General features: G+C 69.3%; 23 protein-coding genes. 10 read left to right on the top strand and 13 right to left on the bottom strand.

Features of this window, described 5'->3' with window-relative positions; all coding sequences use genetic code 11:
* Positions 1-5: 5 nt before the first annotated feature.
* Together WD026_RS02990 and WD026_RS02985 are read right to left on the bottom strand one after the other, a co-directional pair.
* On the bottom strand, positions 6-1,067 hold the full coding sequence (locus WD026_RS02990; protein WP_425722167.1) for a glycosyltransferase: 1,062 nt from the start codon (positions 1,065-1,067) through the stop codon (positions 6-8).
* A 4-nt stretch (positions 1,068-1,071) separates the two neighbouring features.
* On the bottom strand, positions 1,072-1,908 hold the full coding sequence (locus WD026_RS02985) for a GNAT family N-acetyltransferase (protein WP_425723191.1): 837 nt from the start codon (positions 1,906-1,908) through the stop codon (positions 1,072-1,074).
* A gap of 152 nt (positions 1,909-2,060) precedes the next feature.
* Here WD026_RS02985 and WD026_RS02980 point away from each other — a divergent pair, with 152 nt between their 5' ends.
* Positions 2,061-2,612 carry a DOMON-like domain-containing protein gene (locus WD026_RS02980; protein ID WP_425722166.1) on the top strand — a complete coding sequence of 184 codons (552 nt, stop codon included), beginning with the start codon at positions 2,061-2,063 and terminating at the stop codon, positions 2,610-2,612.
* Positions 2,613-2,623: 11 nt separating this feature from the next.
* The gene (locus tag WD026_RS02975) at positions 2,624-3,844 is read left to right on the top strand and encodes an exo-beta-N-acetylmuramidase NamZ family protein (protein ID WP_425722165.1); all 1,221 of its coding nucleotides are present in this window, start codon (positions 2,624-2,626) and stop codon (positions 3,842-3,844) included.
* Here WD026_RS02975 and WD026_RS02970 read toward each other — a convergent pair.
* The 5 genes from WD026_RS02970 to WD026_RS02950 form a co-directional block, all read right to left on the bottom strand.
* The gene (locus WD026_RS02970; protein ID WP_425722164.1) at positions 3,838-4,335 is read right to left on the bottom strand and encodes a GNAT family N-acetyltransferase; all 498 of its coding nucleotides are present in this window, start codon (positions 4,333-4,335) and stop codon (positions 3,838-3,840) included. The two genes, WD026_RS02975 and WD026_RS02970, sit on opposite strands and share 7 nt — an antisense overlap.
* A 3-nt stretch (positions 4,336-4,338) precedes the next feature.
* Positions 4,339-5,676 (bottom strand): phosphoglucosamine mutase, encoded by a 1,338-nt coding sequence (gene glmM / locus WD026_RS02965; RefSeq protein ID WP_425722163.1) that lies wholly within the window; start codon positions 5,674-5,676, stop codon positions 4,339-4,341.
* A 26-nt stretch (positions 5,677-5,702) separates the two neighbouring features.
* The gene (folP, locus tag WD026_RS02960; protein WP_425722162.1) at positions 5,703-6,539 is read right to left on the bottom strand and encodes a dihydropteroate synthase; all 837 of its coding nucleotides are present in this window, start codon (positions 6,537-6,539) and stop codon (positions 5,703-5,705) included.
* Between the two features lie 63 nt (positions 6,540-6,602).
* Positions 6,603-8,516 carry an ATP-dependent zinc metalloprotease FtsH gene (gene ftsH, locus WD026_RS02955; RefSeq protein ID WP_425722161.1) on the bottom strand — a complete coding sequence of 638 codons (1,914 nt, stop codon included), beginning with the start codon at positions 8,514-8,516 and terminating at the stop codon, positions 6,603-6,605.
* 134 nt (positions 8,517-8,650) lie between these two features.
* Positions 8,651-9,319 (bottom strand): RlmE family RNA methyltransferase, encoded by a 669-nt coding sequence (locus WD026_RS02950; RefSeq protein WP_425723190.1) that lies wholly within the window; start codon positions 9,317-9,319, stop codon positions 8,651-8,653.
* A gap of 44 nt (positions 9,320-9,363) precedes the next feature.
* Here WD026_RS02950 and WD026_RS02945 point away from each other — a divergent pair, with 44 nt between their 5' ends.
* Genes WD026_RS02945 through WD026_RS02935 form a run of 3 tightly spaced genes read left to right on the top strand, consistent with a single transcriptional unit; the run spans position 9,364 to position 12,682 of the window.
* Complete coding sequence (locus WD026_RS02945) at positions 9,364-9,834, top strand: YhbY family RNA-binding protein (protein WP_425722160.1); 471 nt, start codon at positions 9,364-9,366, stop codon at positions 9,832-9,834.
* 52 nt (positions 9,835-9,886) lie between these two features.
* Positions 9,887-11,962 (top strand): M3 family metallopeptidase, encoded by a 2,076-nt coding sequence (locus WD026_RS02940; protein ID WP_425722159.1) that lies wholly within the window; start codon positions 9,887-9,889, stop codon positions 11,960-11,962.
* Between the two features lie 36 nt (positions 11,963-11,998).
* Positions 11,999-12,682 (top strand): glutaredoxin domain-containing protein, encoded by a 684-nt coding sequence (locus WD026_RS02935; protein ID WP_425722158.1) that lies wholly within the window; start codon positions 11,999-12,001, stop codon positions 12,680-12,682.
* Between the two features lie 28 nt (positions 12,683-12,710).
* Here WD026_RS02935 and rpiA read toward each other — a convergent pair whose 3' ends face one another.
* Complete coding sequence (gene rpiA / locus WD026_RS02930; protein WP_425722157.1) at positions 12,711-13,382, bottom strand: ribose-5-phosphate isomerase RpiA; 672 nt, start codon at positions 13,380-13,382, stop codon at positions 12,711-12,713.
* A 41-nt stretch (positions 13,383-13,423) separates the two neighbouring features.
* Here rpiA and WD026_RS02925 point away from each other — a divergent pair, with 41 nt between their 5' ends.
* Entirely contained in the window at positions 13,424-14,509 is a 1,086-nt protein-coding gene (locus tag WD026_RS02925) for a quinone-dependent dihydroorotate dehydrogenase (RefSeq protein WP_425722156.1), read from the top strand.
* 10 nt (positions 14,510-14,519) lie between these two features.
* Here WD026_RS02925 and WD026_RS02920 read toward each other — a convergent pair whose 3' ends face one another.
* On the bottom strand, positions 14,520-15,653 hold the full coding sequence (locus tag WD026_RS02920) for an NAD(P)/FAD-dependent oxidoreductase (RefSeq protein ID WP_425722155.1): 1,134 nt from the start codon (positions 15,651-15,653) through the stop codon (positions 14,520-14,522).
* A gap of 94 nt (positions 15,654-15,747) precedes the next feature.
* Here WD026_RS02920 and WD026_RS02915 point away from each other — a divergent pair, with 94 nt between their 5' ends.
* From WD026_RS02915 to rsxB, 3 genes are all read left to right on the top strand, one after another.
* Positions 15,748-16,944: an amino acid aminotransferase gene (locus WD026_RS02915; RefSeq protein WP_425722154.1), complete on the top strand. Its 1,197-nt coding sequence runs from the start codon at positions 15,748-15,750 to the stop codon at positions 16,942-16,944.
* Positions 16,945-17,083: 139 nt separating this feature from the next.
* Positions 17,084-18,445, top strand: a complete 1,362-nt coding sequence (locus tag WD026_RS02910; RefSeq protein WP_425722153.1) for a polyhydroxyalkanoate depolymerase — start codon at positions 17,084-17,086, stop codon at positions 18,443-18,445.
* A 3-nt stretch (positions 18,446-18,448) separates the two neighbouring features.
* The gene (gene rsxB, locus WD026_RS02905) at positions 18,449-19,105 is read left to right on the top strand and encodes an electron transport complex subunit RsxB (RefSeq protein WP_425722152.1); all 657 of its coding nucleotides are present in this window, start codon (positions 18,449-18,451) and stop codon (positions 19,103-19,105) included.
* Between the two features lie 9 nt (positions 19,106-19,114).
* Here rsxB and WD026_RS02900 read toward each other — a convergent pair whose 3' ends face one another.
* Positions 19,115-20,617: a methyl-accepting chemotaxis protein gene (locus tag WD026_RS02900; protein WP_425722151.1), complete on the bottom strand. Its 1,503-nt coding sequence runs from the start codon at positions 20,615-20,617 to the stop codon at positions 19,115-19,117.
* 17 nt (positions 20,618-20,634) lie between these two features.
* Positions 20,635-20,919, bottom strand: a complete 285-nt coding sequence (locus tag WD026_RS02895) for a hypothetical protein (protein ID WP_425722150.1) — start codon at positions 20,917-20,919, stop codon at positions 20,635-20,637.
* A gap of 196 nt (positions 20,920-21,115) precedes the next feature.
* Between WD026_RS02895 and WD026_RS02890 the strand changes: the two genes are divergently transcribed.
* Positions 21,116-21,487 (top strand): cupin domain-containing protein, encoded by a 372-nt coding sequence (locus WD026_RS02890; RefSeq protein ID WP_425722149.1) that lies wholly within the window; start codon positions 21,116-21,118, stop codon positions 21,485-21,487.
* On the opposite strand, the gene WD026_RS02885 is transcribed toward WD026_RS02890, so the two are convergent.
* Both WD026_RS02885 and WD026_RS02880 read right to left on the bottom strand, forming a co-directional pair.
* Positions 21,469-22,023 carry a VOC family protein gene (locus WD026_RS02885; RefSeq protein ID WP_425722148.1) on the bottom strand — a complete coding sequence of 185 codons (555 nt, stop codon included), beginning with the start codon at positions 22,021-22,023 and terminating at the stop codon, positions 21,469-21,471. The genes WD026_RS02890 and WD026_RS02885 overlap by 19 nt on opposite strands.
* Entirely contained in the window at positions 22,020-24,074 is a 2,055-nt protein-coding gene (locus WD026_RS02880; protein WP_425722147.1) for an acetyl-CoA carboxylase biotin carboxylase subunit, read from the bottom strand. The genes WD026_RS02885 and WD026_RS02880 overlap by 4 nt, the downstream gene beginning before the upstream one ends.
* Positions 24,075-24,142 lie beyond the last annotated feature (68 nt).

The raw sequence follows: 24,142 nt of genomic DNA, 5'->3' as shown, positions 1-24,142 counted from the left end.
TTATTTCACCGGGAGACCATGCTGGGGAGGGTGGGCTGCACGTGGCGGCTGCGGCGGTGCGCCGGTATGGTCGGCAGCCGCGCCACGAACTCGCCGGCCGCACGCGACCAGGCAAACGACTGCGCGTGGGCATGCACCTGGTGGCGCGGCTGGCGCAGTGCCGCATGCCAGGCCACCAGAAGATCGTCGTCCAGTGCCCCGCCCTGGTCGGCCACCCGCTGCAGCGGTCCATCGACCGGGCGGGCCGCCACCGGCGTGCCGCAGGCCATGGCCTCCAGCACCACGCGCCCGGCCCCGTCCTGTCGGCCCGGGTAGACCAGCACATCGGCGGCCTGGTAGACGCGGGCCAGGTCGTGCCGGGGCAACACGCCCAGCCAGTGCACATTGGGGTGGCGCTGGCGCAGGGTGCGGGCCTGGGGGCCATCACCGCACACCAGCTTGCTGCCGGGCACGTCGAGTTCGAGGAAGGCCTCCACGTCACGCTCGTGGCTGATGGGGCCGACGTACAGACTGACCGGGCGGGCCAGCGGCCCGAGCGCGCGGTCGGCCAGCGGCGGATCGGCCAGCCGGAACAGGCGCGTGTCGACACCGGGGGACGCGTCGTGCAGGCGTTCCCAGCCCAGCGACTGCAGCCGGTTCAGCAGCGCCGGGCTGCTCACCAGCACCGCGCTGCTGGGTCGGTGAAACCGCTGCAGCAGCGCATCGGCCCAGCGCAGCGGCATGACACCGCGTGCGACCAGCCAGGCGGCCACATCGCTGTGGCAGGCACTGGAGAACGGCCAGCGCCGGCGCAGGCAATGGCGCCGGGCGGCCCAGCCCAGCGGGCCCTGGGTGGCGATGTGCACCGCGTCCGGCCGGGCTTCGTCCATCAGGCGGCGCAGGCGTTCACCGGGCCAGGCCACCCAGCGCGGCGCGCCGTTGCCCAGCGGCAGGCAGGCAAAGGCGCCGGGCTGCACCACCGTCACCGCATGGCCGATCTGCTGCAGCTCGCGGGTGAGCTCCACCAGCAGGTGACCCACGCCGTGGTCGTGGGTCTGCCAGATGTCGGTGACGATGAGGATGCGCAAGGCCTCAGCTTCCCAGGAAGTGCCGCCGGTAGCGGGATGGCAGGTCGGCGATCCGCATGAACATGGGCAGGTCGGCGGCGTTGAAATCGGGATCCCAGGCCGGCGGACCCAGCACCTTGGCGCCCAGGCGCAGATAACCCTTGATGAGCGCCGGCGGCTCCACCACCAGGGTGTCGTCGAGCTGCTCCACCGGCAGCGGCAGGCGCGGACGCACATGGAAATCGATCGGGGCCAGATGCGTCTGGCTGACCTGGCGCCAGATGCTGGCGGCCGCATGGCCCCCGCCCACCCGGCCGTGCGGGCCTTCGTGGTGCATGGGGATGCTGGCGCAGCCGATCATCATGTCCAGCCGGTTGTTCACCATGAAGCCGGCCAGCGCGCCCCACAGGGCCATGATCACGCCACCGTGGCGGTGGTCGGCATGCACGCAGCTGCGGCCCAGCTCCACCATGCGCTCGCGCACGCCGCGCAGGCGGGTGAGGTCGAATTCGGTGTCGCTGTAGGTGCTGCCCACGCGGCGCGCCTGGGCCGGGGTGAGCACGCGGTAGGTGCCGATGACGGCGCGGCTGGCGGCATCGCGCACCAGCAGGTGTTCGCAGTAGTCGTCGAACAGGTCGATGTCGTGGCCCGGCACGCTGGCCGGCAGGCGGGCGCCCATTTCCTGGGCGAACACCTGGTACCTCAGGCGCTGCGCTTCACGAACCTCGTCCAGATGCCGCGCCCAGGCCACCTCGATGCCGGCCACTTCGCCCGCAGCCGCTGCCAGCGGGCGGGGATGAAGCGACCCCCGGGGCCAGGCGGCTGGCGACAGGTCGAGCGTGGGGGTGGGCAGTTCCTTCATGGCGTGCTCCTCGGCGGGATTCGTGGTCTGGGGCATGCGCTGCAGTCTGCGGGCGCTGCGTGACCTTCTCGTGGCAGTCACATGACTTTCATGTGACGCCAGGACCACCCGCGAAGCCAGGGCACTGTGGCGCTGCTGCCAGAATGGCGGGCATGACGCCGCTTGACCTGCACTGCCATCCCGCCAGCCCGTGCCCGGTGCCGCTGACGTTGCGGGTCGGTCTGCAGCGCAGCACCTCGGAGCTGGTGCTGGTGTGGCGGCTGCAGGCCGATCCGGCGGCCATCGTCTGGCCGGAGCCCCGACCGGCCGGTCCGGCCGACGGCCTGTGGCAACACACCTGTTTCGAGGCCTTCGTGCGCCGCGACGATGGCTCGCCGGCCTACACCGAGTTCAATCTCGCACCGTCCGGCCAATGGGCCTGCTACCGCTTCCGGGCCGAGCGGGAACGCGACGACCACGCCACCGCCGCAGCCCCGCCGCTGCTGCAGGTGCAGCGCCTGATCGACGGGATGCAGCTCACGGCGCGCATCGAGCTGCCGCAGGCCGCGCAGGCCGACGACGACGGCATCGGCTGGCGCATCGGCCTGAGCGCCGTGATCGAGACCACCGGCGGCCACCTGAGCTACTGGGCGCTGCACCACCCGGCGGACCGCCCCGACTTCCACCACCCCGCCGGCCATGTGCTGCACTGGCCGGCCGAATGAACACCGACCCCATGTCCCCTGCTCCCCTGCGCTTCGGCATCGAACGCCTGATCGACGAACCCGCCCTGCGCGAGCCTTTGCGCGGCCGGCGCGTGGCACTGCTGGCACACCCCGCCTCGGTGCTGCGCGACCTGACCCACAGCCTGGACGCCCTGGCCGCCCTGCCCGACATCCGCCTGAGCGCGGCCTTCGGCCCGCAGCACGGGCTGCGCGGCGACAAGCAGGACAACATGGTCGAGTCGCCCGATTTCACCGACCCGCGCCTGGGCATCCCGGTGTTCAGCCTGTACGGCGAGGTGCGCCGCCCCACCGACGCCATGATGGACAGCTTCGATGTGCTGCTGGTCGATCTGCAGGACCTGGGCTGCCGCATCTACACCTTCATCACCACCCTGCGTTATGTGCTGGAGGCGGCGGCGCAGCACGGCAAGGCGGTGTGGGTGCTGGACCGGCCCAACCCCGCCGGCCGGCCGGTGGAGGGCAAACTGCTGCAGCCGGGCTGGGAGAGCTTTGTGGGCGCCGGCCCCATGCCCATGCGGCACGGCATGACCATGGGCGAGCTGGGCCACTGGTTCATCGCCCAGCTGGGCCTGAAGCTGGACTACCGTGTGATCGCCATGACCGGCTGGCAGCCGGATGCCGGCCCCGGCTTCGGCTGGCCGCTGGGCGAGCGCAGCTGGGTCAACCCCAGCCCCAACGCGCCCAATCTGTCGATGGCGCGGGCCTACGCCGGCACTGTCATGCTGGAAGGCACCACGCTGAGCGAAGGGCGCGGCACCACGCGGCCGCTGGAGCTGTTCGGCGCACCCGACATCGACACCCACCGCCTGCTGGCCGACATGCGCCGCATTGCCCCGCACTGGCTGCAGGGTTGCGTGCTGCGCGCCTGCTGGTTCGAGCCCACCTTCCACAAGCACGTGGGCCAGCTGTGCGCCGGTGTGCAGATCCATGTGGAAGACCCGACCCACTACGACCATGCCGCCTTCCGCCCCTGGCGCCTGCAGGCCCTGGCCTTCCGGGCCATCCGCCTGCAGAAGCCGGACTACCCGCTGTGGCGCGACTTTGCCTACGAGTACGAGCACGACCGCCTGGCCATCGACCTCATCAACGGCGGCCCGCTGCTGCGCGAGTGGGTGGACGATGTGACCGCCTCACCCGATGTGCTGGATGCCGCTGCCGGCCGTGACGAGGCGGCGTGGCTGGAAACCCGCCGCCCCTTCCTGCTTTACTGACCGGGCGCCAGCCACTTCTGCATGAAGCCGGCCGTGCCCATGGTCGGGTCCAGCTGGTAGCCGGCGTAGCCCAGGCGCCGGTACAGTGCCAGCGCCGAGGCGTTGCCGGAGAGCACCTCCAGCGTCATCTTCACCGCCCCGCGTTCGCGGGCCACGTCCTCGGCCTTGAGCAGCATCTGTCGGGCCACGCCCCGGCCCCGGTGGCTGGCCAGCACGGCCACGTCGTGCACGTTCACCAGGGGCTTGCACTGGAAGGTGGAGAAGCCCTCGATGCCATTGACCAGGCCCACCGCCTGGTCGCCGTCGAAGGCCAGGATGCTGAAGGCCTGCGGGCGGGCGGCCAGTTCGGCCACCAGGTGCTTGCGGGCGTAGGCGCTCAGCGGTTCGCCGCCGCCCGCCGGGTCGCGGGCATAGGCATCCAGCAGATCGACCACGGCGCGGGCGTCGGATGCGCTGGCGTAATCCGCCAGCCGCACGGTGCATCCGGCCATGGTTCAGGCCCCGGACTGCACCGCCGCCACCAGGCGTTCGGCACAGGTGCGGGCCTGGGTGGCGTCGCGCGCCTCCACCATCACCCGCAGCAGCGGCTCGGTGCCGCTGGCGCGGATCAGCACACGGCCGGCATCGCCCAGCTCGGCCTCCACGGCGGCGGTCTCGTCCTTCAGGCGCTGGCTGGTCTTCCAGTCCTGGCCGGGCTGCAGCCGCACATTGATCAGGGTCTGGGGGAACAGCGTCACGTCGCTCAGCAGCTCGGCCATGGTGCGGCCGCTGTCCACGCAGGCGTGCAGCACCTGCAGGGCCGACACCAGGCCGTCGCCGGTGGTGTGGCGGTCCAGCACCAGCAGGTGGCCCGAGCCTTCACCGCCCAGGATCCAGCCCTGACGCTCCAGCTCTTCCAGCACGTAGCGGTCGCCGACCTTGGCCCGCACGAACTTCACGTCACGCGCCTTCAGCGCCACCTCCACCGCCATGTTGGTCATGAGCGTGCCCACCACGCCGGGCACGTCCTCGTCGCGGGCGATGCGGTCGGCGGTCATCAGGTAGAGCAGTTCGTCGCCATTGAACAGGCGCCCCTCCCGGTCCACCATCTGCAGCCGGTCGGCATCGCCGTCCAGGGCCACGCCGTAATCGGCGTTGTGGGCCCGCACCGCCGCCACCATGGCCTCGGGGTGGGTGGCACCCACCCCGGCGTTGATGTTCAGGCCGTCCGGGCTGCAGCCGATCTTCACCACCTCGGCCCCGAGTTCATGGAACACCGCGGGTGCGATGTGATAGGCCGCGCCGTGGGCGCCATCGACCACGATCTTCAAGCCCTTGAGGCTCAGGCTGTTGGGCACCGTGCTCTTGCAGAACTCGATGTATCGGCCGGCGGCATCGTCCAGCCGGCGCGACTTGCCCAGCTCGGCCGCGGCCACCCACACCGGGGGCTCCTGCAGCGCGGCTTCCACGTCCAGCTCCCAGGCGTCGGGCAGCTTGGTGCCCTGGGCGCTGAAGAACTTGATGCCGTTGTCGGCAAACGGGTTGTGGCTGGCCGAGATCACCACGCCCAGGCTGGCGCGTTGCGCCCGGGTCAGGTAGGCCACGGCCGGCGTGGGCACCGGCCCGAGCAGCACCACGTCCACACCGGCGGAGTTGAAGCCGGACTCCAGCGCGGCCTCCAGCATGTAGCCGGAGATGCGGGTGTCCTTGCCGATGAGCACCGTGGGGTGTTTTTCGGTGCGGCGCAGCACGCGGCCCACCGCATGGGCCAGCCGCAGCACGAAATCGGGCGTGATCGGGGCCTGTCCCACCGTGCCGCGAATGCCGTCGGTACCGAAATAGGTGCGTGCCATGGGCGTATCTCCTCGTTGTTCTGGGGTCAACCGCGCATTATCGCGGCCTGCCACACCCGCAAGGCATCGACCGTGGCGCGCACATCGTGCACCCGCACCACCCGGGCGCCCCGGTCCACCGCCAGCACCGCCGCCGCCACGCTGGCAGCGACCCGGTCGGCCGGCACCTCCTGCCCGGTGACCGCGCCCAGCGACGATTTGCGCGACCAGCCCGCCAGCACCGCAAAGCCGGCGTCCAGCAGCGGCCGCTGCCCCTCGATGAGGCTGAAGTTCTGCGCCACCGTCTTGCCGAAGCCCACCCCGGGATCCAGCACGATGCGCTCGCGGGCCACGCCCAGCGCGGTGAGCGCGGTCGCCCGTTCCTGCAGGAAGTCGGCCACCGCCGGCACCACATCGCCCTCCATGGGCGCGGTCTGCATGGTCTGCGGATCGCGGTGCATGTGCATCAGGCACGCGCCGGCACGCGGGTGCGCGGCCACCACCTGCAGGGCGTCGCCGCGGCGCAGCGCCCAGATGTCGTTGACGATGTCGGCCCCGGCGTCCAGCACCGCGCGCATCACCTCGGGCTTGTAGGTGTCCACCGACACCGGCACACCCAGCTTCACCGCCCCCTGCACCACCGGCAGCACCCGGGCCAGCTCCTCGTCCAGCGGCACGGCCGGGCTGCCGGGCCGGGTGGATTCGCCGCCGATGTCCAGGATGTCGGCGCCCTGGGCCAGCAGCTGCTCGCAGTGGGCCAGTGCCGCAGCGGTACCGGCGTGGCGGCCGCCGTCCGAGAACGAATCGGGGGTGACATTGACGATGCCCATCACGCGGGGGGCGGAGAGGTCTATGTCGAAGCGGGCGGTGATCCAGCGGTTCATGGGCGTGGCAAGGAGAAAAAGAAAACGGGGCCGAAGCCCCGTTGTCGTGTGCCGGCAGGTCGGTCAGGCCGCCGAAGGCGAAGGATCGGTGGACACCGCCGGGGTGCCGCCGTCGCCGCCACCCACCGAGGGGTTGCGCGGCGTCCAGTCCTTGGGCGGACGGGGCGGCTTGCCGGCCATGATGTCGTCGATCTGCTCGGCGTCGATGGTTTCCCACTCCAGCAGGGCCTTGGCCATGGCGTGCATCTTGTCGGCGTGTTCCTCGATGAGGTCGCGGGCCAGCTTGTACTGGGTGTCGATGATGCGGCGCACCTCGGCATCCACCTTCTGCATGGTCTGCTCGCTCATGTTGGTGGTCTTGGTGACCGAACGGCCCAGGAACACCTCGCCTTCGTTCTCGGCGTACACCATGGGGCCCAGGGCGTCGGTCATGCCGTAGCGCATGACCATGTCGCGGGCGATGGTGGTGGCGCGCTCGAAGTCGTTGCTGGCGCCGGTGGTCATCTGGTTCATGAACACTTCTTCGGCGATGCGGCCACCGAACAGCATGCTGATCTGGTTCAGCATGTATTCCTTGTCGTAGCTGTAGCGGTCCTGGGACGGCAGGCTCATGGTCACGCCCAGCGCACGGCCGCGCGGGATGATGGTGACCTTGTGCACCGGATCGCACTTGGGCAGCAGCTTGCCGATGAGGGCGTGGCCGGCCTCGTGGTAGGCGGTGTTGCGGCGCTCTTCCTCGGGCATGACCATGCTCTTGCGCTCGGGGCCCATGAAGATCTTGTCCTTGGCCTTCTCGAAGTCCTGCATCTCCACCACGCGGGCGTTGCGGCGGGCGGCCATCAGGGCGGCTTCGTTGCAGAGGTTGGCCAGGTCGGCACCACTCATGCCGGGCGTGCCCCGGGCAATGATGGAGGCGTTCACGTCGGTGCCCAGGGGCACCTTGCGCATGTGCACGTTGAGGATCTGCTCGCGACCCCGGATGTCCGGCAGGGTCACATAGACCTGGCGGTCGAAACGGCCCGGGCGCAGCAGGGCGGCATCCAGGATGTCGGGGCGGTTGGTGGCGGCCACCACGATCACGCCCAGGTTGGTCTCGAAGCCGTCCATCTCGACCAGCATCTGGTTGAGGGTCTGCTCGCGCTCGTCGTTGCCGCCGCCCAGGCCGGCGCCACGCTGGCGGCCCACCGCGTCGATCTCGTCGATGAAGATGATGCAGGGCGCGTTCTTCTTGGCGTTCTCGAACATGTCGCGCACACGGGCCGCGCCCACGCCGACGAACATCTCGACAAAGTCGGAGCCCGAGATGCTGAAGAACGGCACCTTGGCTTCACCGGCGATGCCCTTGGCCAGCAGGGTCTTGCCGGTGCCCGGGGGGCCGACCAGCAGCAGGCCGCGCGGAATGCGGCCGCCCAGCTTCTGGAACTTCTGCGGATCTTTCAGGAAGTCGACGACCTCCTTGACCTCTTCCTTGGCTTCGTCACAGCCGGCCACGTCGGCAAAGGTCACGGTGTTGTTGTTCTCGTCCAGCATGCGGGCCTTGCTCTTGCCGAAGCTGAAGGCCCCGCCCTTGCCGCCGCCCTGCATCTGGCGCATGAAGTAGATCCACACGCCGATCAGCAGCAGCATCGGACCCCAGCTCACCAGCAGGGTCATGAGCAGCGAGCCTTCTTCGCGCGGACGCACGTCGAACTTGACATTGTTGTTGATCAGGTCGCCCACCAGGCCCCGGTCGAGGTAGGTGGCCGTGGTGCGCACACGACGGTCATCCTGGGTGATGGCGACGATCTCGGTGCCGCCGTTGCCTTCCTGGATGGTCGCGCTCTTGATGCGCTGGGCCTTCACCTCGTCAAGGAATTCGGAGTAGCCCATGTAGCCCGCGCCTGCGGTGCTGCGGCTGTCGAACTGCTTGAAGACGGTGAAAAGCACCATGGCGATGACCATCCACACGGCGATTTTCGAGAACCACTGGTTGTTCAAAGGCAGCTCCTGTTGGGCCGGAAAGCCCGGGTATCACATTTGGGACTCATTCTAGGTGTTTCAAGGCTGCGTGCCTGCCACCGACCCTGAGGCTTTGTCAATCATGGGGTTAGGTTTTTTTCTGGTCAGGCGGCTCAGACGGCTTTCAGACCGATGCCCACCAGAAAGGTTTCCGACGATTTGTCCCGGCTGGCCTTGGGCTTGACCGGCTTGACCACCCGGAAGGTCTGGCGGAACAGGGCCACCATGGGCTCGTAGGCGCCCCCGTGGAACAGCTTGACCACCAGCGCCCCCTCGGGCCGCAGCCACTGGCGCGAAAAATCGACCGCCAGTTCGATCAGGTCGGCAATGCGGGCCGCGTCGGTGTCGCCGATGCCCGACAGGTTGGGCGCCATGTCGGACACCACCACATCCACCTTGTTCACGCCGCGCTCGGACAGGGCGCCCTCCAGGGCCTGCAGCACCTCGGCCTCGCGGAAATCGCCCTGGATGAAGTGCACGCCCTCCACCGCCTCCATGGGCAGCATGTCCAGCGCCACGATGGTGCCCTGCAGTTCGCCCACCGCCGCCCCGTTGGGGCTGAGCCGGCGGCGCAGGTACTGGCTCCAGGCGCCGGGTGCACTGCCCAGGTCCACCACCACCTGCCCGGGCCGGATGAGGCCGAACTGCTCGTCGATCTCCTTGAGCTTGTAGGCGGCTCGGGCGCGGTAGCCTTCCTTGCCGGCCAGCTTGACGTAGGGGTCGTTGACGTGCTGGTTCAGCCAGGCCTTGTTGACCTTCTTGCTCTGGGTTTTGACTTTGATGCCCATGGGGATCGCGCGGCGGCGTGGTAAACGATAATTGTCCCATGCCCCAGATCCAGCTCACCCCCGCGCAGCGCAAGGCCCACCGGTCGGACGCCCATCACCTCGACCCCGTGGTCCACATCGGCAACGACGGCCTGACCGCCGCCGTCCGCAAGGAAACCGACGCCGCCCTCAAGGCCCACGGCCTCATCAAGATCCGGGTGCTCAACGATGACCGTGCCGCCCGCGAGGCCATGCTGGCCACGCTGGCCGACGAGCTCGACGCCGCGCCCATCCAGCACATCGGCAAGCTGCTGGTGCTCTGGCGCCCCGTGCCGGAGAAAGCCCGGGCGGTCGACGAAGACCGCATGCCCGGCCCGAAAGACGTGAAGGTGCTGAAATTCAGCAAGCGCGGCGGCCAGCGGCCCGAGGTCAAGGTGGTGCGGGTGCTGGGCAACCAGCGCCTGACCCCCGGCGGCCAGATCAAGCGGGCCAAGGTCCGCAAGAAGAGCGTCAAGAAGACCCAGGGGTGACGACCCGGTGAGGTCGCTTGAACTTGACGCCCCCCAGCCCATCTGAGAGTCCATGAACGATCGCACTGTCCCCCTCGCTACCGACAACCCGCTGCTCGACGCATCGGGCCTGCCGCTGTTCGACGCCATCCGGCCGGAGCACGTGGCCCCGGCCATGGATGTGCTGCTGGCCCGGGCCGACGCCGCCCTGGAACAGGTCACAGCCCCCGACTTCCCGGCCGACTGGAAGGCCATGGCCGCCACCCTGGACGTGGCCACCGAGCGCCTGTACAGCGCCTGGGGCGCCGTGAGCCACCTCAACAGCGTGGCCGACACCCCGGCCCTGCGCGCCGCCTACAACGACAGTCTGCCCAGGGTCACCGAGTTCGGCACCCGGCTCGGATCGGACGAGCGCCTGTATGCCAAGTACAAGGCCATGGACCCGGCCCGCCTCACCCCCGAGCAGGTCCGTGCCCGCCACAACGCGCTGCAGGGCTTCGTGCTGGGCGGCGCCGAACTGCAGGGCGAGGCCAAGGCCCGTTTTGCCGCCATCCAGGAACGCCAGGCCGAACTGGCCCAGAAGTTCAGCGAAAACGCCCTGGACGCCACCGACGCCTTCGCCCTCTACCTGCCCACCGCCGACCTGGACGGCGTGCCCGACGACGTGCTGCAGGCCACCGCTGCTGCCGCCCAGGCCGACGGCCGTGACGGCCACAAGCTCACGCTGAAGATGCCGGTGTACCTGCCGGTGATGCAGTTCGCCCGCCGCAGCGAGGTGCGCGAGCAGCTCTACCGCGCCTACGTCACCCGCGCCAGCGACCAGGCCCAGGGCGATGCCGCCCGCTTCGACAACACCGCCGTCATGACCGAGCTCCTGGCCCTGCGCCAGGAGGAAGCCACCCTGCTGGGCCACCGCCACTTCGCCGACGTGTCGCTGGTGCCCAAGATGGCCCGCTCGCCCGAGCAGGTGATCGATTTCCTGCGCGACCTGGCCCGCCGCGCCCGCCCCTACGCCGAACAGGACCTGGCCGACCTGCGGGCCTTCGCCCGGGACCATCTGGGCATCAGCGATCCGCAGCCCTGGGACTGGCCCTTCATTGGCGAGCGCCTGAAGGAAGCCCGCTACGCCTTCAGCGAGCAGGAGGTCAAGACCTACTTCACCGCGCCCAAGGTGCTGGCCGGCCTGTTCCAGATCGTCGAGACGCTGTTCGAAGTGGCCATCCGCCCCGACTCCGCGCCGGTGTGGCACCCGGGGGTTTCGTTCTTCCGCATCGAGCGCCAGGGCCAGCTGGTGGGCCAGTTCTACCTGGACCCCGGCGCCCGCACCGGCAAGCGCGGTGGCGCCTGGATGGACGATGTGCGGGCCCGCTGGCTGCGCCCGGACACCGGCACCCTGCAGACCCCGGTGGCCCACCTGGTGTGCAACTTTGCCGAGGGCGTGGGCGGCAAGCCGGCCCTGCTCACGCACGACGACGTCATCACCCTCTTCCACGAATTCGGCCACGGCCTGCACCACATGCTCACCCAGGTCAACGAACGCGATGTCTCGGGCATCAGCGGCGTGGAATGGGATGCGGTGGAGCTGCCGAGCCAGTTCATGGAGAACTTCTGCTGGGAGTGGGATGTGCTCAAGCACATGACCGCCCATGTCGATACCGGTGCATCACTGCCCCGCGATCTGTTCGACAAGATGCTCGCTGCCAAGAACTACCAGAGCGGTCTTCAGACTCTGCGCCAGGTCGAGTTCGCCCTGTTCGACATGCTGCTGCACAGCCAGACCACCCCGCCGGCCAGCGGCGATGCGGTCATGGCGCTGCTGAACCAGGTGCGGGCCGAGGTGGCCGTGATGCAGGCCCCGGCCTACAGCCGCACGCCGCACACCTTCAGCCACATCTTTGCCGGCGGCTATTCAGCCGGGTACTACAGCTACAAATGGGCCGAGGTGCTGTCGGCCGACGCCTATGCCGCCTTCGAGGAAGCGGCTGCCCGCAGCGGTCGCGGCACGGTGGACGCCGAGACCGGGCGCCGGTACCGTGAGGCGGTGCTGGAGGCCGGTGGCAGCCGCCCGGCCATCGAATCGTTCAAGGCCTTCCGGGGCCGCGAACCGCAGATCGACGCCCTGCTCAAGCACCAGGGCATGGCCGGCTGATCACCGGGCGACCGGACCAGATTTCAGGGAGAACGCATGAAACATGCACCACACCGTCGCGCCAGCGCTGCGCTGGTCGCCTTCACCATGGGCAGCCTGCTGTGCGGGCTGGCGGCCGCACAGGGCGTCTACCGCATCGTCGGGCCGGACGGCAAGGTCACCTTCTCCGATCAGCCCCCGCCGGCCGCCCAGGCCAGGCCCGTGGCCGGTGCGTCGGGTGCATCCGGCGGCACGGCGCCGGCCGGTGGCAACGCGGCCCTGCCCTTCGAGCTGCGCCGCGTGGCCGGTCAGTTCCCGGTGACGCTGTACACCGGCAAGGACTGCTCGCCGTGCAACAGCGGGCGCAACCTGCTGAACTCGCGCGGCATTCCCTATGTGGAGCGCACCGTGACCACGCCCGAGGACGCCGCCGCGCTCACGCGCCTGACGGGTGAGCCGACGGTGCCGGTGCTGACCATCGGCGCCCAGCAGATCAAGGGGTATTCGGACGTGCAGTGGGGCCAGTACCTGGACGCCGCCGGCTATCCCAAGCAGTCGCAGCTGCCGTCCATCTACCGCCGCCCGCAGCCGGAGCCGCTGGTGGCGGTGCAGTCCGCCTTGCAGCCGGCAGCGCCGAACGGGGCGGCCCAGGCCTCCCCGCCGTCGGCCAGCCAGGGCCCGGCAGCGTCCAGCCGCCCGGCCGAGATCCCGGTCCAGCCGCCCTCCGGCATCCGCTTCTGAGGCCGCCGGCCCGTGCGGCCGGCCCCGCTCAGAACGTGAGGGTGCGCACGCCCTGTGCCGTGCCCAGCAGGCAGACCGAGGCCTTCTGGTGGGCGAACACACCCACCGTCACCACGCCCGGCCACTGGTTCACCTGGCTCTCGAAGCCCAGCGGATCGGTGATCTGCAGGCCGGTCACGTCCAGGATGTGCTGCCCGTTGTCGGTGACCAGGGGCGCGCCGTCCTTCAGGCGCAGCCGGGTCGTGCCCCCCATGGACGTGAAGCGGCGGCCGATGTGGGCCGCCGCCATGGGGATCACCTCCACCGGCAGCGGGAAGGCGCCCAGGGTGCGCACGAGCTTGGATTCGTCGGCGATGCACACGAAGCGGCGCGACTGGGCCGCCACGATCTTCTCGCGGGTGAGCGCAGCGCCGCCGCCCTTGACCATGTGGCCCTGGCCGTCGATCTCGTCGGCCCCGTCGATGTAGACCGACAGCTCGCCGGCGTCCTGCGCGGCGATCACCGGAATGCCCAGGGCCTGCAGGCGGGCGGTGGAGGCTTCCGAACTGGACACCGCGCCGGGCACCCGGTCCTTGATGGTGGCCAGCGCCTCGATGAACTTGTTGACCGTGGAGCCGGTGCCCACGCCGACGATCTGGCCGGGTTCGACGTATTGCAGGGCGGCCTGGCCCACCAGGGCTTTGAGTTCGTCTTGGGTCATTTGAGAGAATTCGGGGTTTGTCTGAACCGGCGGATTATCCGATGTCACTCCTCCCCTACGGCGCCGCGCGCCCCTTCCTGTTCGGCATGGACCCGGAGCAGGCCCACGAGCTCACGCTGGGCGCCATCGCCCGGCTGCAGCATTCGCCGCTGACCTGCCTGTACAGCGAGCGCCGGGTGGACGACCCCGTCACCGTGGCCGGCCTGCACTTCCCCAACCGGGTGGGTCTGGCGGCCGGGCTGGACAAGAACGCCCGCTGCATCGACGGCCTGGCCGCCATGGGCTTCGGCTTCGTGGAGGTGGGCACCGTCACGCCGCTGGGCCAGAGCGGCAACCCCAAGCCGCGCATGTTCCGCCTGCCGGCGAAGCAGGCGCTGATCAACCGGCTGGGCTTCAACAACGAGGGGCTGGAGGCCTTCCTGCGCAACGTGCAGCAGGCGCGCTTTCGCCGCCAGGGCCAGCACGCCGGTGCCCCCATGCTGCTGGGCCTGAACATCGGCAAGAACGCGGCCACGCCCATCGAGCGCGCCACCGACGACTACCTCACCTGCCTGGACGGCGTGTACCCGCACGCCGATTACGTGACGGTGAACATCTCCAGCCCCAACACCAAAAACCTGCGCAGCCTGCAGTCCGACGAGGCCCTGGACGCGCTGATCGGCGCGGTGATGGAACGGCGCGAGCAGCTGGCCGCCCGCCACAGCCGGCGCATTCCGGTGTTCATCAAGATCGCGCCCGATCTGGACGACACCCAGATCGGCCTGATCGCCGCCACCCTGCGCCGCCATGGCTGCGGCAGCGACGGCCTGCCCACGCAGGCACTGGGTGTGATCGCCACCAACACCACGCTCAGCCGCGAGGCCGTGGCCGGCCTGCCCCATGCAGACGAGGCGGGTGGCCTGTCGGGCGCGCCGGTGCTGGAGGCCAGCAACCGCGTCATCCGGCAGCTGCGCCAGGCGCTGGGCCAGGGCTTTCCCATCATCGGAGTGGGCGGCGTGCTGAGCGGAGCGGATGCCGTGAGCAAGGTCAAGGCCGGGGCCGACGTGGTGCAGATCTACACCGGGCTGATCTACCGCGGACCGGCGCTGGTGCGCGAGGCGGCGCAGGCCCTGGCGGCGCTGCGCTGAACCGGCGCGCTCAGGCCAGCAGGTCGGCCACGGCCTGCCCGATGGCCAGGCTGCTGGTGAGTCCTGGCGACTCGATGCCGAACAGGTTGACCAGCCCCGGCACGCCATGCACCGCCGGTCCCTGCAGCACGAAGTCGGCCGCCGGCTCGCCAGGGCCGCTGATCTTGGGCCGCATGCCGGCATAGCCCGGCAGCAGGCTGCCGTCGGGCAGATCGGGCCAGTAACGGCGCACCTCGGCATAGAAGGCGTCGCCCCGGGCGGGGTCGACCTGCAGATCGTCCGCCCGCTCCACCCACTGCACATCGGGGCCGAACTTGGCCTGACCGCCCAGATCGAGCGTGAGGTGCACGCCCAGGCCGGCCAGGTGCTTGTCGGGCTCGGGCGCGGGGTAGATGAGGTGCTGGAACGGCGCGCGACCGGCCAGGGTGAAGTAGCTGCCCTTGGCGTAATGCGGTGTGGGCACATGGCGCGGGTCCAGGCCGTCAATGCACCGGGCGAGGTCGCAGGCGTGCAGGCCGGCCGCGTTCACCAGGGTGCGGGCCAGCAGGCGCGTGCCGTCCCCGGTGGTGACCAGCAGGCCGTCGGGCTGCACGGCCACATGGGCCACCGCGCTGTGGCAGGCCACCAGCCCACCCGCGTGCTCCAGATCGCCCTGCAGCGCCAGCATGAGGCCGTGGCTGTCCACGATGCCGGTGGACGGCGAATGCACCGCGCCCAGGCATTCCAGGGCCGGCTCCAGGGCCCGGGCCTGGTCGCGGTCGAGCAGCACCAGATCGTCCACCCCGTTGGCGCGCGCCCGTTCGATGATGGCGGGCAAGGCGGCCAGCTGGCTGGGCGTGTGGGCCACGATGAGCTTGCCGCAGCGCCGGAAAGCCACGCCGCGCTCGGCACAGTAGGCGTAGAGCATCTGCTTGCCCTGCACGCACAGTTGTGCCTTGAGCGAACCCGCCGGGTAATAGATGCCGGCGTGGATGACTTCGCTGTTGCGTGAACTGGTGCCGGTGCCGATGGACGCCTCGCGCTCCAGCACCATCACCTCGCGGCCCTGCAGCGCCAGCGCGCGGGCCACGGCCAGGCCGACCACGCCAGCGCCCACGACCAGGACATCGCAAGGCTCGGCAGGGGACATGGCGGTGGGGTTCATGGTGTCAGCGGTGATCTGGGCGGGAAGGCTAAAATTCTAGGTTGCCCGGCCGACGCGGCCGCAGGCCTCCCACATTCCACCCCAAGGACGCTCCATGTCTCTCTTCACCGCCGTTGAAATGGCCCCGCGCGACCCGATCCTGGGTCTGAACGAGCAATTTGCCGCCGACACCAACCCCAGCAAGGTCAACCTGGGCGTGGGCGTGTATTTCGACGACAACGGCAAGCTGCCGCTGCTGCAGTGCGTGCAGGCCGCCGAGAAGGCGCTGATGGACAAGCCCACCGCGCGCGGCTACCTGCCCATCGACGGCATCGCCGCCTACGACGCGGCCGTCAAGGGCCTGGTGTTCGGCGCCGACAGCGAGCCGGTGAAGAGCGGCCGCGTGGCCACGGTGCAGGCCATCGGCGGCACCGGCGGCCTGAAGATCGGCGCCGACTTCCTCAAACGCCTGAGCCCGAACGCCACCGTGCTCATCTCCGACCCGAGCTGGGAAAACCACCGCGCCCTGTTCACCAACGCCGGCTTCACCGTGGGCACCTACGCCTACTACGACGCCGACAAGCGCGGCGTCAATTTCGACGGCATGCTGGCCAGCCTGAATGCCGCTGCACCCGGCACCATCGTCGTGCTGCACGCCTGCTGCCACAACCCCACCGGCTACGACATCACCCCGGCCCAGTGGGACCAGGTGATTGCCGCCGTGAAGGCACGTGGCCTGACCCCGTTCCTGGACATGGCCTACCAGGGCTTCGGCCACGGCATCGCCGAAGACGGCGCCGTGATCGCCAAGTTCGTCGCTGCCGGCCTGGACTTCTTCGTTTCGACTTCGTTCTCCAAGAGCTTCAGCCTGTACGGCGAGCGCGTGGGTGCGCTGTCGGTGCTGTGCGCCAGCAAGGAAGAAGCCGACCGCGTGCTGAGCCAGCTCAAGATCGTGATCCGCACCAACTACTCCAACCCGCCCACCCACGGTGGCGCCGTGGTGGCCGCCGTGCTCAACAACCCCGAGCTGCGCGCCCTGTGGGAAAAAGAGCTGGGCGAGATGCGCGTGCGCATCAAGGCCATGCGCCAGACGCTGGTCGACGGCCTGAAGGCCGCCGGCGTGCAGCAGGACATGTCCTTCATCACCACCCAGATCGGCATGTTCAGCTACTCCGGCCTGAGCAAGGACCAGATGGTGCGCCTGCGCAGCGAGTTCGGCGTGTACGGCACCGACACCGGCCGCATGTGCGTGGCCGCGCTCAACAGCAAGAACATCGACTACGTCTGCCGGGCCATCGCCGCCGTGGTCTGACACCCCGCAGCACCCGCCCCTGACAACGGCCGGACTGGCGCCTGAGCGACAGTCCGGCCGTTTTTCACTGGTTTTTCCCCGCACCGAAAACAGTACATACTGTTATATTGCACTGCAACATAACGCGGAGTCTTGGCCCATGCTGTACCAGTTCTACGAAACCCAGCGCTCCATCATGGAGCCCTTTGCCGATCTGGCCGACGTGGCATCGCGCATGTTCACCAACCCGGCGCTGCCCTTCGCCCAGCTGCCCGGTGCCCAGCGCATCTCGGCCGGCTACGACCTGCTGCACCGCCTGGGCAAGGACTACGAGAAACCCGCCTTCGGCATCCGCACGGTCGATGTGGACGGCGTGGAAGTGGCCATCCACGAGCGCGTGGAAGTGGACAAGCCGTTCTGCGAGCTGCGCCGCTTCAAGCGCTTCTCGGACGACACCGCCACCCTGGCCACGCTGAAGGCCCAGCCGGTGGTGCTGGTGGTGGCACCGCTGTCCGGCCACTACGCCACCCTGCTGCGCGACACGGTGCGCACCCTGCTCAAGGACCACAAGGTCTACATCACCGACTGGAAGAACGCCCGCCTGGTGCCGCTGGCCGACGGCGAGTTCCACCTCGACGACTACGTCAACTATGTGCAGGAGTTCATCCGCTACCTGCAGGGCCAGTACGGCAACTGCCATGTGATGAGCGTGTGCCAGCCCACCGTGCCGGTGCTGGCGGCCGTGTCGCTCATGGCCAGCCGCGGCGAGACCACCCCGCTGTCCATGACCATGATGGGTGGCCCCATCGACGCCCGCCGCTCCCCCACCGCCGTCAACAACCTGGCCACGCAGCGCAGCCACGCCTGGTTCGAGAACAATGTCATCTACCGGGTGCCCGACAAGTTCCCCGGTGCCGGCCGCCGCGTCTACCCCGGCTTCCTGCAGCACTCCGGCTTCGTGGCCATGAACCCGGACCGCCACGCCAACAGCCACTACGACTACTTCCAGAACCTGGTGAAGGGCGACAACGAGAGCGCCGAAGCCCACCGCCAGTTCTACGACGAATACAACGCCGTGCTCGACATGGACGCCGACTACTACCTGGAAACCATCCAGACGGTGTTCCAGGAGTTCAAGCTGGTCAACGGCACCTGGGACGTGAAGACCGAAGCCGGCAAGGCCGAGCGCGTGCGCCCGGCCGACATCCGCCACACCGGCCTGCTGACGGTCGAAGGCGAGCTCGACGACATCTCCGGATCCGGCCAGACCGCGGCCGCGCACGACCTGTGCACCGGCATCGACCAGAAGCACCGCATGCACTACGAGGCCAAAGGTGCCGGCCACTACGGCATCTTCAGCGGCCGCCGCTGGCGCGAGATGGTGTACCCGGTGGTCAAGCAGTTCATCCTGGCGCACCAGCAAGGCATCTCCAGCGCACGGGCGGCAGCGCAGCCCAAGGTGACGGCCAAGGCGCCCGCTGCGAAGAAGACCGCTGCCCGTACCCGCAAGGCCACCGCCTGAGGCATGGACGAGCTGGCGCGGCGCATCGATGCCGCCTTGCCCCAGACGCAGTGCCAGCGCTGCAGCTACGCCGACTGCGCGGCCTACGCGCAGGCGATTGCGGCCGGTGAGGCCGGCATCCGCCAGTGCCCGCCCGGCGGGACCGAGGGCATAGAACGGCTGGCGGCCATCACCGGTCTGCCGGCAGGGCCACTGGACACAGACTTCGGCGTGGAAGGCCCGGTGACGGTGGCCATCATCGACGAGGCCTGGTGCATCGGCTGCACCCTGTGCATCAAGGCCTGCCCCACCGATGCCATCGTCGGCATCCACAAGCGCATGCACACCGTGGTGGAGCCGCACTGCACCGGCTGCGAGCTGTGCATTCCGGTGTGCCCGGTGGACTGCATCTCGCTCGAGCCGGTGAGTGGCGAACGCACCGGCTGGGCCGCCTGGACGCCGGCGCAGGCGCAGGCCGCCAAAGACCGCTATGAGGCCCGCAAGGCCCGGCTGGCACGCGAGAAGGCGGCCCAGGCAACGAAGCAGGCCGAGCAGCTCCAGGCCAAGCTGGCCGACCTGCCGGCCCATTCGGCCATCACCGACCCGAGCGAACTCGACCGCAAGCGCGCCGTGGTGGAGGCGGCGCTGGCGCGTGCGCGGGCCCGCCGCGAGAACCGCTGAGCCGCCCGATCAGGCAGCCACGCGGGCGGCCGCGGTCTTGTAGACGCCGCAGCCCACATACAGGTCGTCGACCTTCACCACATACGACATCTTGGCCTGCACCGTGCCGGTGGCCGGGTTGACGATGTCGTACTCCACCCAGCCCGGGCCGTGCTCGGCCTGCTCGATGATGGAAGCCAGCAGCGCGTTGCCGTCGATGCCGGCAATGTCCTGCACCCGGCTGCCCACCTTCTCGGGCTTGCCGCCGAAGGCGCGGTACACGCCCGACGCGTCGAGCGCGAAGATGTACATGTCGCGGTCGTGGAAGCCGCGCGAGGGCTCGGTCAGTTCGCGCACGAAGGCCTCGCGGCCCACCTGCTGACGGAAACCCACCGCCCGCTCCACCAGGTGCAGCGCCTCTTCGGCCGTGCCCTGCTGCAGCATGAAGCTGGCCACCGCGCGGGCCAGGTGCGCCGCGCGCTGCTCCAGCCGGTTGGCCTCGTTCACCGCCAGATCGACCATCTGGGCGTTGCTCTGGGTGATCTGGTCGAGCTGGGCCACGGCCGATGCGATCTCGCTGAGGGCCCCGCTCTGCTCGGCACTCGACGCCGAGATCAACGACATGTTGGCCGCCACACCGCGCACACCGGCCACGATCTCGGCCATGTTGGTGCCGGCATTGCGGATCAGGCCCACGCTGGACTCGACCTGGCTGCGCGAGGACTGGATGAGTTCGCGGATCTCGCGGGCCGATGCGGCCGAACGCTGGGCCAGCGAGCGCACCTCGTTGGCCACCACGGCAAAGCCGCGGCCCTGTTCACCGGCCCGGGCCGCTTCCACGGCGGCGTTGAGGGCCAGGATGTTGGTCTGGAAGGCCAGGCTGTCGATCACGCCGATGATCTCGTTCATCTGCTGCGCGCTCTTCTGGATGCCTTCGACGGACTCCACCGCGCGGACCATGGACTGCGAGCCGGCCTCGGCCATGTCGCGCACGCGCGCAGCCTGCTGGTCGGAGTCGCCGGCGGTGCTGGCGTTCTGGGCCACGGTGCCGGTGAGTTCCTGCACGCTGGCGGCCGTCTGCTCCAGGTTGGCGGCCTGCTGTTCGGTGCGGTCGGCCAGATCGCGGTTGCCCGAAGCCAGGCTCTGGCCGGCATGGGCCACCAGGGCGGAGTTGCTGCGCACCTCGGCCACCATGGCCGAGAGGCTGCCGATCATGCGGTCCAGCAGGCGAGTCAGGTCGGCCAGCTCGTCGCGGCCGCGCACGCGCAGGCTGGCGCGCAGGTTGCCGGAGGTGGTCTGCTCCATCACCTCGATGATCTGGCGCAGGTCGCCGCGAAAGCTGGCGTCCAGGCCGACCAGCAGCCAGACCAGGATCGCGGCGGCCACCGGTGCCACCACCAGCGACAGCTCGGGGTGCAGCCACAACAGCGGCAGCGGCCACAGCGCGGCCAGGGCCACCACGGCCAGCTTGGAACGCAGGGGCAGGCGGCGCATCAGCGCAGCCACCGGACGGATCAGGAGGTTGTGTTGCATGGCAGTTGAAGGCGGTGTCAGTGCAGATGTCCGAAGACCGAGGGATCCGAGTCGAACTGGCGCATGAGTTCCAGGGCCATCAGCACCAGCAGCGGGTCGTCGAAGCTGTGGGCATGGGCCGCCTGCTGGCGGGCATAGGCCGGGTCGGCCAGCATCATGCGGCGGCTCACGCACATGCCGTGGCGGGCCATGCGCAGGCTGAAGGCCTCGATCAGATCGGTGGCCCCGCCCAGCAGAGCCACCTGGGGCTCCTGCGGCTCGTGCGCGGAAAAACTGAATCCCGAATCGGGCACCGGTGTCATGAAGGTTCTCCTGGCTTCAAGGCCTTTGCAGGCCCTGGAAACTGTAGGGGACCCGGGCGGTGGCCGATGGCCGGAACAGCGCCGGGAATGCCGTTCACATCGGCCCGTGGCGGCGGTTTCTGAAGGCAGGTTTGCGAGAATCGGGGCTCTTTACATCGGCCCGTCGCGCGATCGGGCGACAAGCAACCCCCTGCCCATGACCAGCCCCGCCCTGCTCCTCAAGCTCACGGCCCATCCGGCCGATACCCCCACGTTGGACCATCCGAAACCGGAACGGCTGATCCGGGGGAACCCGCTGCGCGAGACCTGGAACCGGGTGGACGAAGCCCTGCCGGCCGGCCGCGTGTATTGCGGCGTGTGGCGCTGCGAGCCGGGCCACTGGCGCATTGCCATGGGGCCGACCGAGCGTGAGCTGTTCACCGTGGTCAGCGGCCGCTGCCGGGTGCACGATGCCCGGGGCGGCTATCAGGAGGCCGGGCCGGGCGAGGCGCTGTACCTGCCGCCCGGCTTTGTCGGCGAGTTCGAGGTGCTGGAGCACCTCACCAAGACTTACATGATCGCCGAGTAAGCCGCGATCACTTCAGGGGGCGCCTGCACCAGCTCGATCAGCACGCCCTCGCCCGCGATCGGGAACTCGTCGTTCGACTTGGGGTGCAGGAAGGTGATGTCGTAGCCCGCTGCGCCCTTGCGGATGCCGCCCGGTGCAAAGCGCACACCCTGGGCGGTGAGCCATTCCACGGCGCGCGGCAGGTCGTCGATCCACAGGCCGATGTGGTTGAGCGGTGTGGTGTGCACCGCGGGCTTCTTCTCGGGGTCCAGCGGCTGCATCAGATCGACCTCGACCTTGAACGGGCCGCTGCCCATGGCGCAGATGTCCTCGTCCACGTTCTCGCGCTCGCTGCGGAAGGTGCCGGTGACCTCCAGGCCCAGCATCTCCACCCACAGCGTCTGCAGGCGCTGCTTGTCGGGCCCGCCGATGGCGACCTGCTGGATGCCCAGCACCTTGAAGGGGCGACGGCGATCCGGCGCCGGGCCGCCCCCAGCCGGATCAGCCCCCTCGGGGGGCAGCGACCCGCGCAGCGGTGGAGCGTGGGGGCCGGTCATTGCTCGAACTCCACGATGGGCTGGTCGACCACCAGCGATTCACCTTGCGACGCGAGCACCTTGGCCACCACGCCGTCGGCGGCCGCGAACAGCACGTTCTCCATCTTCATGGCCTCGATCACGGCCACGCGTTCGCCGGCCTGCACCTTCTGGCCAGGCTGCACCGCCACCTGCACCAGCAGGCCGGGCATGGGCGAGAGCACGAAGCGGCTCATGTCGGCCGGGGCCTTGAAGGGCATGAGCGCGTGCAGCTCGGCCATGCGCGGCGACACCACCATGGCCTCGATGCGGGTGCCGTTGTGCTGCACCACCAGCGCCAGCGGGTTGCGCGGCGTGCCGCGCTCGATCTGGGCGGTGAAGGGCTTGTCGTTGCAGGTGCCGCTGATGCAGATGTCGTTCAGGCGGGACGGGCTCTGGATGGCATAGCGCTTGTCGCCCACGGTCACCACGGCTGCGCCGATCTGGCCCACCACCTCGTCCACATGCACGGCCGAGTAGGTGTGCTGGCCACCCTGACCGTCCAGCGTGATGACGCGGTAGTCGTGCCCCACCTTCACGCCGTAGCCCGGCAGCTGGCCGCTGAGGCCGGCCGCGCGCTCGCGGCTCTTGCGGCGCACGAAGGCCGCCAGTGCCACCAGGAAATCGGGGGCGTCGTGCGGCACGTCCTCGGCCCGGAAACCGTGGCCGTAGTGCTCGGCAATGAAGCCGGTGTTGAACTCGCCGGTGACGAACTTCGGGTGCGCCAGCAGCGCCGCCTGGAACGGGATGTTGCTCTGCACGCCCCGGATGATGAAGCCGTTGAGGGCCTCGCGCATCTTCGCGATGGCGTCGTTGCGGTCCTTGCCGTGCACGATGAGCTTGGCGATCATCGAGTCGTAGAACATCGGGATCTCGCCACCGTCCAGCACACCCGTGTCCACCCGCACGCCAAACCGGTCGGCGGTGTTGGCCTGCCACATGCTCTGGGCCGGCGGTGCAAAGCGCACCAGGCGGCCGGTGGAGGGCAGGAAGTTGCGGAACGGGTCTTCGGCGTTGATGCGGCACTCGATGGCCCAGCCCTCGCGCTTCACGTCGGCCTGGGTCAGCGGCAGCTTCTCGCCGGCGGCCACGCGGATCATCAGCTCCACCAGGTCCAGGCCGGTGATGCATTCGGTCACCGGGTGCTCGACCTGCAGGCGGGTGTTCATCTCCAGGAAGTAGAAGTCCTGGTCCTTGCCGACCACGAACTCCACCGTGCCGGCGCTCTGGTACCTGACCGCCTTGGCCAGGGCCACGGCCTGCTCGCCCATGGCCTTGCGGGTGGCCTCGGAAATGAAGGGCGACGGCGCCTCCTCGATCACCTTCTGGTGGCGGCGCTGGATCGAGCATTCGCGCTCGTTCAGGTAGATCACGTTGCCGTGCGAATCGCCCAGCACCTGGATCTCGATGTGGCGCGGCTCCTGGACGAACTTCTCCATGAACACGCGGTCATCGCCGAAGCTGTTGCGCGCCTCGTTGCGGCAGCTGCTGAAGCCCTCGAAGCATTCCTTGTCGTTGAAGGCCACGCGCAGGCCCTTGCCACCGCCGCCAGCGCTGGCCTTGATCATGACCGGGTAGCCGATCTTCTGCGCGATGCCCACCGCCTCTTCCGGCGACTGGATGGGCTCGTTGTGGCCCGGGATGGTGCTGACCTTGGCTTCATTGGCCAGCTTCTTGGAGGCGATCTTGTCGCCCATGGCCGCAATGCTGTAGTGCTTGGGGCCGATGAACACCAGCCCGGCTTCCTCGACCTTGCGGGCGAAGTCCTCGTTCTCGGACAGGAAGCCGTAGCCGGGGTGGATGGCCTGGGCACCGGTGGCCTGCGCGGCGGCAATGATGGCGTCGCCCAGCAGGTAGCTCTCGCGCGAGGGCGGCGGGCCCAGGCGCACCGCCTCGTCGGCCAGCTGCACATGGCGGGCTTCCTTGTCGGCGTCGGAATACACCGCCACGGTGGCGATGCCCATTTTCTTGGCGGTGGCGATCACGCGGCAGGCGATCTCGCCGCGGTTGGCAATCAGGATCTTCTTGAACATGGCGTTCTCCGGTGCAAAAGTCATTGGCTGCGGCTGGCCGTGGTGTCTGTGCCCGCAAGGATCGTGGC

The organism is Hydrogenophaga sp. R2 (assembly GCF_049843595.1).
GTDB lineage: Bacteria > Pseudomonadota > Gammaproteobacteria > Burkholderiales > Burkholderiaceae_C > Hydrogenophaga.
This window is presented reverse-complemented; position numbering and strand designations above follow the sequence as displayed.

Coding starts and splice junctions, on each gene's coding strand:
- folP (WP_425722162.1), bottom strand. CDS start 6,539: ATGAACCGCTGGATCACCGCCCGCTTCGACATAGACCTCTCCGCCCCC.
- WD026_RS02940 (WP_425722159.1), top strand. CDS start 9,887: ATGAACGATCGCACTGTCCCCCTCGCTACCGACAACCCGCTGCTCGAC.
- WD026_RS02910 (WP_425722153.1), top strand. CDS start 17,084: ATGCTGTACCAGTTCTACGAAACCCAGCGCTCCATCATGGAGCCCTTT.
- rpiA (WP_425722157.1), bottom strand. CDS start 13,382: ATGACCCAAGACGAACTCAAAGCCCTGGTGGGCCAGGCCGCCCTGCAA.
- WD026_RS02980 (WP_425722166.1), top strand. CDS start 2,061: ATGACGCCGCTTGACCTGCACTGCCATCCCGCCAGCCCGTGCCCGGTG.
- WD026_RS02885 (WP_425722148.1), bottom strand. CDS start 22,023: ATGACCGGCCCCCACGCTCCACCGCTGCGCGGGTCGCTGCCCCCCGAG.
- WD026_RS02900 (WP_425722151.1), bottom strand. CDS start 20,617: ATGCAACACAACCTCCTGATCCGTCCGGTGGCTGCGCTGATGCGCCGC.
- rsxB (WP_425722152.1), top strand. CDS start 18,449: ATGGACGAGCTGGCGCGGCGCATCGATGCCGCCTTGCCCCAGACGCAG.
- WD026_RS02880 (WP_425722147.1), bottom strand. CDS start 24,074: ATGTTCAAGAAGATCCTGATTGCCAACCGCGGCGAGATCGCCTGCCGC.
- WD026_RS02915 (WP_425722154.1), top strand. CDS start 15,748: ATGTCTCTCTTCACCGCCGTTGAAATGGCCCCGCGCGACCCGATCCTG.
- WD026_RS02975 (WP_425722165.1), top strand. CDS start 2,624: ATGTCCCCTGCTCCCCTGCGCTTCGGCATCGAACGCCTGATCGACGAA.
- WD026_RS02985 (WP_425723191.1), bottom strand. CDS start 1,908: ATGAAGGAACTGCCCACCCCCACGCTCGACCTGTCGCCAGCCGCCTGG.
- WD026_RS02935 (WP_425722158.1), top strand. CDS start 11,999: ATGAAACATGCACCACACCGTCGCGCCAGCGCTGCGCTGGTCGCCTTC.
- WD026_RS02970 (WP_425722164.1), bottom strand. CDS start 4,335: ATGGCCGGATGCACCGTGCGGCTGGCGGATTACGCCAGCGCATCCGAC.
- WD026_RS02895 (WP_425722150.1), bottom strand. CDS start 20,919: ATGACACCGGTGCCCGATTCGGGATTCAGTTTTTCCGCGCACGAGCCG.
- WD026_RS02925 (WP_425722156.1), top strand. CDS start 13,424: ATGTCACTCCTCCCCTACGGCGCCGCGCGCCCCTTCCTGTTCGGCATG.
- WD026_RS02920 (WP_425722155.1), bottom strand. CDS start 15,653: ATGAACCCCACCGCCATGTCCCCTGCCGAGCCTTGCGATGTCCTGGTC.
- WD026_RS02890 (WP_425722149.1), top strand. CDS start 21,116: ATGACCAGCCCCGCCCTGCTCCTCAAGCTCACGGCCCATCCGGCCGAT.
- glmM (WP_425722163.1), bottom strand. CDS start 5,676: ATGGCACGCACCTATTTCGGTACCGACGGCATTCGCGGCACGGTGGGA.
- WD026_RS02945 (WP_425722160.1), top strand. CDS start 9,364: ATGCCCCAGATCCAGCTCACCCCCGCGCAGCGCAAGGCCCACCGGTCG.